This is a genomic window from Cytobacillus dafuensis (assembly GCF_007995155.1).
GTDB classification, from domain to species: domain Bacteria; phylum Bacillota; class Bacilli; order Bacillales; family Cytobacillaceae; genus Cytobacillus; species Cytobacillus dafuensis.
Genome location: NZ_CP042593.1, coordinates 1,468,316 through 1,482,952, shown reverse-complemented (window position 1 = coordinate 1,482,952; position 14,637 = coordinate 1,468,316). Strand labels below are relative to the sequence as shown.

General features: G+C 39.1%; 1 protein-coding gene. It reads right to left on the bottom strand.

The features are described from left to right. Positions 1-8: 8 nt before the first annotated feature. Complete coding sequence (locus tag FSZ17_RS07095) at positions 9-14,627, bottom strand: non-ribosomal peptide synthetase (RefSeq protein WP_185150677.1); 14,619 nt, start codon at positions 14,625-14,627, stop codon at positions 9-11. Positions 14,628-14,637: the final 10 nt, after the last annotated feature.

The following is a 14,637-nucleotide window of genomic DNA, read 5'->3' as shown; positions in this document are numbered from 1 at the left end:
TGATAACATTATCCAATAGATTCTGGAAACTTCTTTTTATTCATTGATAAAATCGCATTAACCTGCTTTACATTTTCTTGAATGTTCGGATCCTCTAACATCTCACTATGCTTTCCATATCCTTGAAATTCTTTATATTCGCCTTTTGTAGCAATTCCCCACCCTAAGCTTGTGGTATCTCTAGAACGGACTGCAAAGATATCTGCATAAATAGATCCTTCGTTTACCGTATCATTTAGATAGATTCGATAATTCTTAATCCTTTTATTCACCGCTTGACGAAATGCTGGTACACTTAAGTATTCACGGTACTTTTCTTGAACAGCAATGAGTTGTTCTTCTGTCTCTCTTATAATCTGTTCATTGGTAACTGACCCAATGGCTTCATTTCGTTCTGCATCCATGATAATTAGCTTAGCTACCATATCTCCATTTACTTCTAAAGCCTTGACAACTTCGAATGCAAGATTTCCTCCTGCAGAATATCCAAGTAACGTATATGGCCCTTCCGGTTGAATTTCTTTAATGATTGTTACGTATTGTGCAATTCGGTTATCTGCTTCAATGAAGTCAAAACCATATACAGCCCGTTCATTTAGATATTGAGCTAAGCCTTTATATTCAAAACCAAATCCAGCGACAGGAGGGAAACAGAAAATTGGATCTTCCCCATCTTGTAATTTGATCACTGGACTATCGCCCACTAACCCTTTTAATTGTAAATTTTCTATCTGATTTGACAAACTCTCTAGAGTTGTATATTGGAATATCCAATGCAAAGGTACCTCTATTCCTATTGTTTTAAGAATATGTGTAGCTAACGAAGCCGCCTTAAGCGATTGTCCTCCTAATTCGAAAAAGTCGTCTTGAAGCCCAATTTTCTCAATTCCTAATATTGATTTCCAAATATCCGCCAAAACTTTTTCCATACTACTTTTTGGAGCATCATACTCCTTGTGGTAATAAAGCTCTTTGGGATTTGGCAATGACTTTCGATCAATTTTCCCATTACTACTTAGTGGCCATTTTTCTAACCAAATGTAATGCGCTGGAAGCATATAGATCGGCAAAGATGCTAATAAGTGCTGCCGAAGTTCACTGTCTTGTATGCTCTTGTCTCCAAGTAGATAAGCTACTATTCCACTATTTTCTTCTCCATCCTTAATTACAGTAGCTAATGCTTCCTTTACTCCATGATGTGTAGTAAGTTGTGCTTCCACTTCCCCAAGCTCAATTCGGTAGCCTCTTACCTTCACTTGATAATCCTTTCTTCCAAGAAACTCCATGTTTCCATCTGAAATCATTCGACCGAGATCTCCTGTACGATACATCCGAGCCGTTTCTTCCTTTTGGAAAGGATCTTTCATAAAGGATGCATTTGTTTTTTCATCATCTCCAATATAGCCACGTGCCACTCCTATTCCACCAATGTATAGTTCTCCTGTTACACCCTTTGGTACAGGGCACTGATTGGCATCAAGGATATAAAAGGTATTATTGCCAATTGGCTTTCCATATGGGATACTTTTTTGTCCATCATGCACTGTTTCAATTGGGTAATAATTAGACCAAACTGTCCCTTCGGTTGCCCCTCCTAGTCCAATCATCTTAGCATTTGGCAAGTATACCTCAGCTCGTTTCTTTAGATTTACTGGAATCCAGTCCCCACTTAAGAAGATGAGACGTAAATCCTCCTGTAAGTACGAGATCTCACTTTCATCTAGACTTCGAATAACATGGTTCAGAGTGGTAGGCACAGAATCCCAAAACGTGATTCTCTCCTTCCTTAGCATTTCCTGTAAACGAAGCGGGTTCTGTACATCCTCTTTTTGAGCGATTACGACTGTCCCTCCAGCTGCTAGTATTCCGAACAAGTCATAGACAGAAAGGTCGAAGCACATCGACGTCAACCACAAAAGTCGATCTTTAGGTCCTACCCGATAGGTCGAGTTCACCCAATGAATCAAGTTTACAGCTGATTTATGTTCAATCATGACTCCTTTAGGCTTTCCAGTCGATCCGGAAGTGTAGATGATATACGCCAGATTTGACGAATCCTTAGAATTAGTTGGTTTGGTGACATGGCTATTGATTGCTTCCTCCAATTTGATAACCTTTGTCCCGGGAAGCAGATATTCTTCTTGTTGTCTAGATTCTCCATCCAGTACAACATGGGTAATATGTGACTGTTCCTGGATATAACGAATACGCTCCTTAGGATAATCCGGTTCCATTGGAACATAGGCAGCTCCTGTCTTTAATATTCCAAGCAATCCTGCCACGGCTTCCGCATGTCTCCCAGCTATAATGCCTACATGGTCACCTGGCTGTATACCTACCTGTACAAGGCATGAAGCCACTGCGTTTGCCTGTTTCGACAGTTCCCGATAAGTAATACAACGTTCTCCATATATAAGAGCTGTTTCAAATGGACTCTTAATAGCTTGTTCCTCCACCATTTGATCTAGTGTCCGTTCGATTGGAAATGTCATGTCAGTCGCATTGAAATCTACTAATATTTCCTTTTCCTCTTCTTTCGACAAATATTTAATGTCTTGGATTAAGAAATTAGGATGTTCAGTGACACTCTTCAAAATAGCAATAAGATGTTTAGCCATTTTTTGGATGGTTCCAGATGTAAACAATTGGGTACTGTATTCCCACTCAAACATTAAATTCTTTCCATCATCAATGACCTCTAACGTAATATCAAATTTTGAAGTAGGGTTAGCTACAGTTATAGGGCTCAGCAGTGAATTTTCTGAAGCAGCTGTTTCTGCATGTCTTAGAACAAATACGGTATCAAAAATCGCATTTCTGCTGACATCTCGTTTAATATTTAACTTCTCTACTAACTTCTCAAAGGGATATTCTTGATTTTCAAAAGCATCTAAGATTACCTCTTTTGCATCTTGAAGAAATTCTGAAAATGAATATGTCCCTTTTGGATTAACTCTTAACGCAAGAGTATTAGCAAACATTCCAATTAATCCTTGAACTTCCTCTTGTATTCTTCCCGAAATCGGCGATCCAATAATAATATCCTCTTGTTGTGAATACTTTGATAACAAAACAGAGTATGCTGAAAGTAACAACATATATATAGACGTATTAGTTGCTAACGCTAAATCCTTTACTCTGCTATATAAAGCTTCATCAATTGAAACTCTAAATCTATCTCCGATAAATTCGTTTATTGCTGGCCTTGTAAAATCAGTTGGTAATTCAAGGGTTGGTAATTCATCATCGAACTGGTTCAGCCAGTATGCCTCCTGTATGGCCAATCTATCAGACTCAAGTTCTCTTTTTTGCCAAACTGCATAGTCTTTGTATTGAATGGGGAGTGAAGCGAGACCCTCTCCATAGTATAGTTTTATGAAATCATTCATTAATATATCTATAGACACGCCATCACTAATAATATGGTGCATATCCACCATTAAAATATCTGTTCCTTCTTCTAAGCGTAATAGATTGACTCTCATCAGAGGTGAAGAATATAAGTCAAAAGGCTTTACAAACTTTTGCATTTCTTCATTTAGATTCACTGCTTTCATGTAATAAATTTTGACCTCTATATCAGCTTCATCTGCAATTATTTGTAGAAGTTCCCCAGCCTTCAGTTCAAATGATGTTCTTAATGATTCATGTCTCTCAACAAGACACTTTAGCACTTCTTTCAGTTTTTTCTCATCTATCCTTTCATTACTTGTAAAGATAGCCGGAATGTTGTAACTGATGTTCGATTTATCAAATTGGTTAATAATAAAAAGACGTTCCTGTGCTGAAGAGGCAGGATAATGAGTCATCTCATCTGCAAGTGTTATCCTATTATGTTTTTTACTATCTATTGTCTTGAGAAAAGAGGCCATTTCAGCAATTGTCGGGTTTTCAAAAACTGCTCTGATAGGAAAATCAAGATTAAATTCTTTACTTACCTTCGCAGCCAAACTTGCCGCTTTTAAAGAATGACCACCCTTGTAAAAGAAGTTATGATCAACTCCAATTACTTTTGAATCTAATACCTCTTTCCAGATTCTTAACAAGCGTTCTTCAGTTTGATTTCTTGGCTTTTCACTCTTTATTGATTCAATAGAAATACTCTTCTCAACTAACGCATTGCGGTCAACTTTTCCGTTTCTTGTAAGTGGAAGCTGATCAATCTGCATAAAAAATGCTGGGATCATATATTCTGGTAGTCTTTTAGCTAATTCAACACGGACTTTCTTTTCCTTTATCTTTTCACTGCTCACCGAGTAAGCACATAGATAAGCCATTCCATCCGAATCTTTATGCGCAAGAACAACAGCGTCTTCAACTTCTTTTAGTTTAAGTAGCTGAGCCTCGATTTCTCCAACCTCAATGCGATGTCCCCGAATTTTCACCTGATCGTCTATACGGCCTAAATATTCGATGCTGCCGTCAGGCAGCCAACGAGCTAGATCCCCAGATCGGTATAGTCGAGAACCTGCTTCATGCGGATGTTCGATAAACTTTTCCGCTGTTAGCTCAGGTTGGTTTAAGTACCCTCGTGCCAATCCATCTCCAGCTATGCAAAGCTCTCCGGGTACTCCAATCGGTTGTAGTTCATGATTCTTCCCTAGAATGTAAACTTGGGTATTGGCAATCGGTCTACCAATCGGTAGATTCGTAGATTGATGATCAATCGCACCACTTGTCGCAACTACTGTATTTTCTGTAGGCCCATAATTATTAATGAGCTGGAATCGAACAGGTTGATACGTTTTTAGCCTGTCCCCTCCTGTCAACAATATACGTAAAGACTGGTTGTCCAAGGCTAGAAACGGTTCACACAGTGGAGTCGGTAAGAAACTGATAGTAATTTGATTTTGTTCAAAGAACTTGTTAAGTTCGTGTATGTCTGTACGAAATTCCTCCGGCACAACATAGAGTGCAGCTCCCTTTAGTAAAGGAGGGAATATTTCCCACACAGATGCATCAAATCCAAATCCTGCAATTTTTGTACTTCGATCCAATTCCGTCAATTCAAACTGATCGTTATGCCACTGACATAAATTGGAGAGTGAGCGATGCTCAATCATTACCCCTTTGGGGTGGCCAGTTGTCCCAGATGTATAAATGACATAGGCCAATCCATTTGGCTCGCAGGAGGTTGGAAGGTTTTCGACAGACTCCCTTACCCAGCTTCGCTCCTCAAGAATTACTTTCTCTCGTTCCCCATTGACCTTATCGGATAAATGATGATGAGTGATGACGATCTCCGCTTGACTGTCCTTAATCATATATTGGATTCTTTCCGATGGATAATTTGGATCAATCGGCACATATGCTCCACCAGCCTTTAATACTGCTAGTACAGCTAAAATCATCTCCACAGAAGGTTCCGCGAGAATAGCCACTATCTGCTCGGAACTAAGACCTTTTGCCTGAAGATGACGCGCAAGCTGATTGGCTTCTTGATTTAGCCTTTCATAAGTCCATTTCATTTCACTTGCCACCACTGCTACATTAAACGGTGCCCTATCTACTTGTTCTTCGAACAACTTTACGAAAGTTTGTTCCAAATTATAGTCCTTTTCAGTGTCGTTAAAGGATTGTAAGCAGGACTGTTCATAAGCTGAAGTAAGTTGTACCTCCGAAATATTGGTTTCTGGAGATTCAATTACTTGCTCTATTACTCTCACAAAATGTCCCTTCAGATAATTTATTAAGGCTGTCTCATAAACTTCTGGATTATATCGAAACGCGTAATGTATCTGTTCTCCCGGAACGACAATAACATTAAAATCAAAGCTTGTTTGTTCAAATACGCCTTCATTTTTAATACGTAAGTCCGCCCGTGCTCCTTTTTCAGACATCGCCTCTTCATCAAAAGGATAATTTTCTACCACAAAGATATGATCAATCAGTCCTTGTCCAAGTTCACTTTCTGCTTGTATTTCAGCTAGTGATAAAAAGCTATGTTCTTGGGAAGAAACTACCCATGACTGACCTTCCTTCACCAAGTCCACGAATGTTTTATCTTTTGCAGCTTGGAAACGAACTGGGATTGTGTTAATAAATAGACCTACGGTCTTTTCAATTCCCTTCACTGCTGGTGGTCTTCCTGAAACAACTGTTCCAAATATCACATCCTCTTGTTGACAATAACGCGATAACAACACTCCCCATGCAGCCTGTAAAACTGTACTTATCGTACTATTCAAATGCCGAGCTACTTGTTCAACCTGTTTTGATAACGTTGTAGACATGGTATAACTCAATTCTTCCTGTTTGTAAGTCGAGGCAGAGGTCATTTGTTTTTTTGGAAGACTAGCCTGCTCGACATACCCCGCTACCTTCTCTCTCCAATATTCCTTTGCCTCTTCTCGGTCCTGATTGGTCAGCCATTCAATATATCTTCCATATGATTCCACTGGGCCAAGCTCCGCTCGACGCCCCTCTTTCCTCGCTGCATAGAGGGTCAAGAATTCTTGAAGAAGGATGCCTAAGCACCATCCATCCATCAAGATATGGTGATGGCTCCAAATCAACACAAATTCTTCTTTGTCGGTTTCAAGTACCGTTAGACGCATCAATGGACCCTTTTTCAGATCAAAACCTTTCTCTTTATCAGCTTCTTTCCTTGCCTCAATGGCTGCCTGCCTCTCATCCGGTGTGATATCTAAAAGTGAAAACTCCTTCACGTCTAACAGTAGTTCCTTTACTACAATCTGTAGAGGATGTTCCCCTTCAGTTGTGAATACCGTTCGGAGAATATCATGTCGGACCGCCAGGTCCTGAAAACTCTGCCATAAATACTCCCTTTCGAGTTTGCCATTAACCACAAAACTCAATTGTTCAAAGTATGCAGGCGAATTCGGATTCATTAAACTCTCAAATAATATCCCTTCCTGCATTGGGCTTAGAGGGCGAATTTCCTCAATCGATTCCGCTGAGTGAACCTTTTGAATATCCTTCCATACCTCAATTGGAAGAGTGGACAACCCAACGTCTGAAGGTGTCTTCACACTCTGTTCCTGTGCGATACAATAATCCACAAGCTGATTGAGGTTTCTTTTAAACCCTTCTGCGAACGTTTCAATGGTCGACTTCTTGAATTCAAAACGATTGAAGCTCACCCTAAATTGAAGGCTTCCTTCTAGAGTCATCCCATTGATTTCCAATGTATGAACCCGATGATTAGCCATACCAAGCGAAGTACCACTTGATATGTCCGACATTGTCATTGCTTGCTTGTCATTTTGTAAACCTTCGCCAAAATCACCTAGATAATTAAACCCAATCTCTGGATGATAGGTTTGTAATTTCTCATCAAGAGAACTTAGATAGGCTAAAAGTCCATAGCCAATTCCTTTATTCGGAATCCGACGCAGCTGTTCTTTGATAGCCTGTAGCTTTCCCCCTATCTCGATTGAACCTGAAGATGTTAGGGCGACAGGGAACATGGACGTAAACCACCCTACTGTACGAGAAATATCGATGCCTTCACCAATAAATTCTCGACCATGTCCTTCGAGATCCACTACTAGATTCTCATCACCTGTCCATTCTTGGACGGCTCCATGAAGGGCAGTTAACAGGAGATCGTTGATCTCCGTCCGATATGCTCTGTTTGCTTCTTTTACTAATCTGGCTGTATCCTCTCTTGTGAACTGAATGATCACTTGATCTTCATCCGCAATCCGATTTTCTGATGCATTTCCGTCCTTTGGCAATGGAGTGACTGGAATACTCACGACATCCTTCCAATAGGCTAGCTCCTTCTTAATTGCTCGACCTTGTGCATACTGTGTTAACTCACTTGACCACTTTTGGAAGGAGTCCGTTTTCATCGGTAATTGGATCGGTTCAGACCTCTTAGCCTGTTGATATCCTTCCCAAAGATCTTCTAACAGGATGCGCCAAGATACACCGTCGACCGCAAGGTGATGGATCGCAACGAAAAAGTAATCATTTTTTTTCGTCTGAAATAATCCCCCAGCTACAAGTGGACCTTCAGCGAGATTCAACCTAGACTGAAGACGTGTACACTCTTTCTCTATCTTTGAAGCCAATGAATCACCGATATCACTTATTTGGATGGTTTCCCAATGATACAGATTCTCTTCCGTAGTGATTCGGTTCCATTGGAGAATTTGCCCTTCTTCTTCACGATATGTCATCCGCAACGCATCATGATGGTGTAAGAGAGACTCAAATGAGGATTGAAGTGCCACTGGATCTAAGTCCTCCGGACTTTCTAATAGAACTGCTTGGTTCCAATGATGGGCTTCTTCAAATCTCTGGTCAAAAAACCATCGCTGGATAGGCGATAAGCTGACTTCTCCTGTCACCTCATCTTGACTGATCTGCCCGCCTGTCACTTGTTGAACATAAGGGGCTAGCTCGGCGACAGTCGGATATCGGAAAAGGTCTTTTAATTGGAGCTTCCATCCTTTCTCGTGAAGGCGAGCCGCCACTTGTATACCCTTGATAGAATCTCCTCCAAGATCAAAGAAATGATCGTGGCGTCCAACCTTTCCAGCTTTAAGCACTTCCTTCCATACACGTGCGAGCCGCTGTTCAGCTTCTCCCTGAGGGGCTTCATACTCGACTCCCAAGTGAATCAAACCTTCTGGTTCAGGCAATGCCCTTTTATCTACCTTTCCATTAGGAGTCAAAGGTAGTTGATCTAATAGAACATATGAGGCAGGAATCATATAATCTGGAAGAGTACGAGACAAATGGTTTCGAATCGCAGAGATCGTTACATCCTCTCGACTCACTAAATAACCACATAAATACGCCGTTCCATCCGCATCATTTCTTGTTAGAACGACAGCATCTTCAACTCCTTCCATCTGAAGAAGCTGGGCTTCGATTTCTCCAAGCTCAATCCGATGTCCCCGAATTTTCACCTGATCATCTATACGTCCTAAATATTCGATACTGCCGTCAGGCAGCCAACGAGCTAGATCTCCTGATCGGTATAGTCGAGAACCTGCTTCATTCTGATGTACGATAAACTTTTCCGCTGTTAGTTCAGGCTGGTTTAAATACCCTCGTGCCAATCCATCTCCAGCTATGCAAAGCTCTCCAGGTACTCCAAAAGGTGTCAAATTCCCCCACTTGTCTAAGATATATATTGCCAAAGTAGGAATCGGCTGACCTATTGGACTTGTCTCCCCTTGAATATCTTGCCAGGTGATTTCTTTATATGTTACATGGACAGTCGTTTCTGTTATTCCATACATATTAATGAGACGGACATCAGGATACTTTTTATACCATCCCTTCAATACCGATGGGCTTAAGGCTTCTCCTCCAAAAATAATGTATCTTAACGACAAATTAACAGATGAACTCTGTTCTTGTTTTATAAGTGAACTAAATGCAGATGGAGTTTGATTTAAAATTGTAACTTTTTCTTTTTCTAATACATGTAAAAATAACTCAGGATTCTGAGCAGTTTCTTTAGAAACTATTACACTAGTTCCTCCGTACAATAACGCCCCAAATATCTCCCAAACAGAAAAATCAAAGCTATAGGAATGGAATACGGTCCATACGTCATTTTCATCAAAATCAAACAAAAAGCTATCATTCTTAAGAAGGCGTACTACGTTTCGATGCTCAATCATTACTCCTTTTGGTTTACCTGTAGTACCTGACGTATAAATGATATAAGCTAGGTTCTCAGCTTTAGCCTCTATAGGCAAATTCGGTGTAGGTCTATCCATTTCGAGATTCACCTTATCTACACGAACCAATTCTCCTTTAAAGGCTAATCCCTTAGGAAGTTCTGCTTCCGATAAGATGATCTGTGCTTCGCAATCATCTATAATGAATTGAATACGTTCCTTCGGATAAGAGGGATCTATTGGAACATACGCTCCTCCTGCCTTTAAAACTGCCAATATACTAATAATCATATTTGGTGAACGATCCATTAAAATGATGGCAAGCTTCTCAGGACCAATTCCTGTCTTTTTTAATTTGCTGCCTAACTGATTGACGCAATTGTTTAATTCTCTATATGTCATAAAGTGTCCAGCAAACGAAATTGCTCTATTTTCAGGGAAATTCTCTACTTGTTTTTCAAAAATAGTATGGATGGTTTCATGCTTAGGATAATCGGTATCCATTTTATTGAATTGTTGTTTGATTTGCTCTTGTTCCTCAATAGTCACTACATCAAATTGACTGATGGGACTATCGGGCTGTTCAACTACCTTTTTAAGGATCTCTATAAAATGAGTACTAATTTGGTTTATCATCTCCTCTGAGAACAGAGACGTTTTATACTCCCAACTAAATGAAATGCCTTTAGTTTCTTCTACAGTTTCTAATGTTAAATCGAATTTTGACGTTTGTTGTGGCAATTCAAAAGATGTAACGATTGTATTGTCTAAAATGAATTGTGTCTGCTCCATGTTTTGGTGAACCAAAACTACATCAAATAATGGGTGATGGCTTGTATCTCTACGAAGTTCAAGTTTTTCAATTAAATCCTCAAATGGATAGTCTTGATGTTCCAATGCATCCAATGTTTTCTTTTTCACATCCTGTAAAAAGGAACGGAAACTTTTTGCTCCAGAAGGATAATTCCTCATTGGTAACATGTTCACAAAGACACCAATAATAGCTTGAATTTCTTCACGTGATCTACCTGACACTGGTGAGCCAATTACAATATCTTCTTGTCCACTATATTTGGAAAGTAAAATATTATATGCAGCCATTAAAATCATGTACACGCTGCTTTCGGTTTCTTGCACCAAATTCTTTAACTTTTTAACCAGTTCGGGATCGAATTTACCTGATAGGCGGTTCCCTTCAAAGCTTTGGATTGCTGGCCTCTTTCCTTTAAGAGGTAAATCCAATGGTACTGGTTCATTTTTGAATTGATTTAACCAATAATTCTGTTGTTTTAAATATAAATCTGCATTTTTTTCACTTTGTTGCCATACTGCAAAATCTTTATATTGAATAGAAAGCGGTTCGAACTCTTGTCCTTTATACCTTGATAAAACTTCTTTCACTAGTATATTCATTGAAATCCCGTCTGATAAAATATGATGTATGTCAAAGAGAAGTAAATGACGATTTTCGTTGAGAGTTACTAATGATACACGGAACAATGGTCCCTCATTCAAATTGAATGGTTGAACAAAATTTGAAGCAATTTGAGATATCGCTTCTCCTATGGCATTGACTTGTTCAACTTCAACTTCAATCGTATCTTTTATAATCTGAACAGGCTTTCCATCATGTATATCAAAAACAGTCCTTAGTGTCTCATGACGACGTACAACTTGATGAATCGAAGCCCTGAGTTGTTTGATATCAATTGCTCCATCAATTATGAGAGCATTCGGCATGTTGTAGCTCGTTCCAATTTCCTCAAATTGATTAAGCACGAATAATCGTTGCTGTGATGAAGAAAGCGGATAGCTAGAACTGATAACAGCCTGCTGGATATCTTCCTTTTTCTGTTCGATCGTCTCTAGTTCTAGCTTCTCAGCCAGCTTGCGAATCGTAGAATTCTCAAAGAACTCACTTAACGGAATTGTTTTCCCAATAATCTTTTTTAATCTTGCTACTAACATCGTAGCTTTTAATGAATGCCCACCTAAATCAAAGAAATCATCGTGTACCCCTATATCTTTAATACCTAAAATTTCTTTCCAAATCTCTGCTATCAGTTGCTCTGTACCAGCTTGAGGAGTTTCATAACGATTGTTTAATAATACCTTTGGTTCTGGAAGTGATTTACGATCTAATTTTCCATTAGGGGTAAGAGGCATCTTAGACAAAGTTACAATGTGTGCTGGTACCATGTATCCTGGTACATTTGTTCCAAGAAACTCTTTAAGCTCACTCTGTATGACGGAAGAGTCCTTTATCCAATCACGTTTTAGAACAACATACGCACAGAGATAACCCTCATTTGAAACATCTTTTCGAAGGGTAACAACGGCTTCACTTACTTTTACATGTTCTAATAGAAAAGCTTCAATCTCTTGGAGCTCAATTCTGTATCCCCTAACCTTAACTTGATGATCCAGTCTGCCTAAATACTCAATTTGGCCATTGGATAGCCATCGAGCCAAGTCTCCTGTACGATACATTTTTGTACCTTTGTTAAATGGATTATTAACAAACTTTTCATTCGTTAAATCATGTCGATTTAAATACCCTCTTGCTAATCCATCACCCGCAATACAAAGCTCTCCAATAACACCTACTGGCATTAGTCGATTGTATGCATCAACAATATAAAGCTGAACATTATCTATAGGTTTACCGATTGGAACTCGACCATCAATGCACTTTGTACTACAGTCATAATAAGAAACATCAACGGTTGCCTCAGTCGGTCCATATAAGTTAATTAATTTTGTATCGTTTGCTGTGAAAAGCAACTCATTGAATTTGTGAACTTGATTCAATAACAATGCTTCGCCGCTGGCAAAGAAATATTTCACTAAGGAAAGTTGTTTAACTGTCTCTTTTTTGTCCTCGACATACTTCAGAAATACCTGAAGCATGGATGGAACGAAATGTAGGATTGTCACATCGTTTTGATATATGGTATTCACTAAAACCTCAGGATCCTTTTCACCCCCTGGAGCAAGTAGACATAGGGACGAACCGGTAATTGTCCACCAAAATAACTCCCAAACAGATACATCAAAAGTAAAAGGGGTCTTTTGTAAAATCACGTCATCCTCAGTAATCGGATATTCTCTTTGCATCCAATAGAGACGGTTCATTACTGAATTATGTTGGACCATGACTCCTTTTGGCTTTCCAGTTGACCCGGAAGTGTAAATAACATAGATTAAATCCTCAGGCGAATTACGGGAATCAATATTTTTAACATCACCCGTATATAAGTTTTGATTATCTAAAAGTAGAGTGGTCCCTTCAAATCCCGAGTTTAATGGCTTAATATCCGACTTTGTTAATAAATAGCGAGTATTTGTATCTTCTAACAAATAGCTAGTCCGCTCGTTTGGAAAGGAAGGATCTATCGGCAAATAGGCACCACCAGCTTTAAGAATTCCGTATATCCCTATCACCATCTCAAGGGATCGATTAAGTCTGATACCTACGGTTTCTCCCGCTCTTAATCCGTTTTCCTGCAGTACGGATGCCAATTGATTCGATTTTTCATTTAATTGCTTATATGTAAGATACTCATTTCCAAACCTCAATGCGATCTTGTCGGGAATACGTGTAGCCTGCTCCTGTAAAATTTCATGAATCATAATATCTTTTCTCAATTTAACATTGTTGCCCGTACTAAATTCCAAGATTTTTTGTTTTTCTGACTTAGTAAGTATTTCAATATCATTGATTGCTACCCCTGGGAAATCAGTCACTTGCTTCAACAGATTATGGAAATGAACTGAAATATTTTTCATCAATTCCTGTTCATAAACAGTAGCATTAAAGCTGAGTCTTACATTATAATGTTCTCCTGGAATGACTAATAATTGAAAATCATAGTTTGTATGCTCAATGATGTCCATCTTACTTACCGATAATTTATGCTCTCTTTCATCATGAAGGTTAGTATTAAGAGGATAATTTTCAAACATCACCAAATGATTGAGAAGCTCTTTTCCAAGGTCACTCTGAGCTTGAATATCTGCTAATGGTACAAAGGAGTGCTCCTGTGAAGCAAGAGCATCCTTTTGTACCTTTACTAGTAATTCTTCAAAGGTAGATTCTTTGGAAACTGTAATTCTCACAGGTGCCGTCTGTATAAATAAACCAATCATTTGCTCAACACCCGGAATTTCTGATGGTCTGCCTGATAATACAGAACCAAAAACGACATCCTTAGTTTTGTTGTATTTTGTTAACAATATCCCCCATACTACTTGGATGTAACTATTAAGTGTAACTTTTAGCTGTCTTGCATGCGACTCCATTTTGGCTAGCAGGTTATCGTCTAAGGGAATGTCAATCCATTTTAAATCGTAATCATCATCAGCATGGCTCTCCGTTTTCTTCGGTAATGAGGCTTGTACCTCATAGCCGCTTAAATAGCTCTTCCAGTATTTTAGAGATTCTTTCCTATCACGTTTTTCCAACCAGTTAATATAATTACTGTAAGGCTGTATGGGTGGTAAATTAGCCGGGTCACGAGTCATCATTCCTTCATATATGGACATGAATTCTTCCCACAAAAGTCCTAATGACCAGCCATCCAGCAAGATATGATGAAAGCTCCAAATCACAGTAAAAGAAGAAGTTCCTGTTTCAAATACTGCAATTCTCATTAGTAAATCTTTATCCAGCTCAAATAATCGCTTTTTATCTTCCTCTAAATAACTAGTTAAAGCCTGCTCCTGTTCTTCTGGATTTAGTTGATGAATATTTTCATAGTGAATGTTGGCTTGTCTTTGATTTAATACAACCTGAAGAGGTCGGGGGACCTCTTCGTGAATAAAGATTGAACGCAAAATATCATGGCGGGCAATCAAGCGGTTAAAGCTTTCCTCAAACACTCGAATATCAATACTTTTCTTAATCTCTAGACGAACCTGCTCAAAGTAAGCTTTGCTTTTCTTTGAATACAAAGCGTAAAATAGCATACCCTCCTGCATCGGGGACAAAGGGTAGATCTTTTTGATTTCTGGCGCTGCCATCATAACCCTC

What these genes read in the sequence shown, in the direction of transcription:
- FSZ17_RS07095 (WP_185150677.1), bottom strand. Translation starts at nt 14,627, where the DNA reads ATGGCAGCGCCAGAAATCAAAAAGATCTACCCTTTGTCCCCGATGCAG.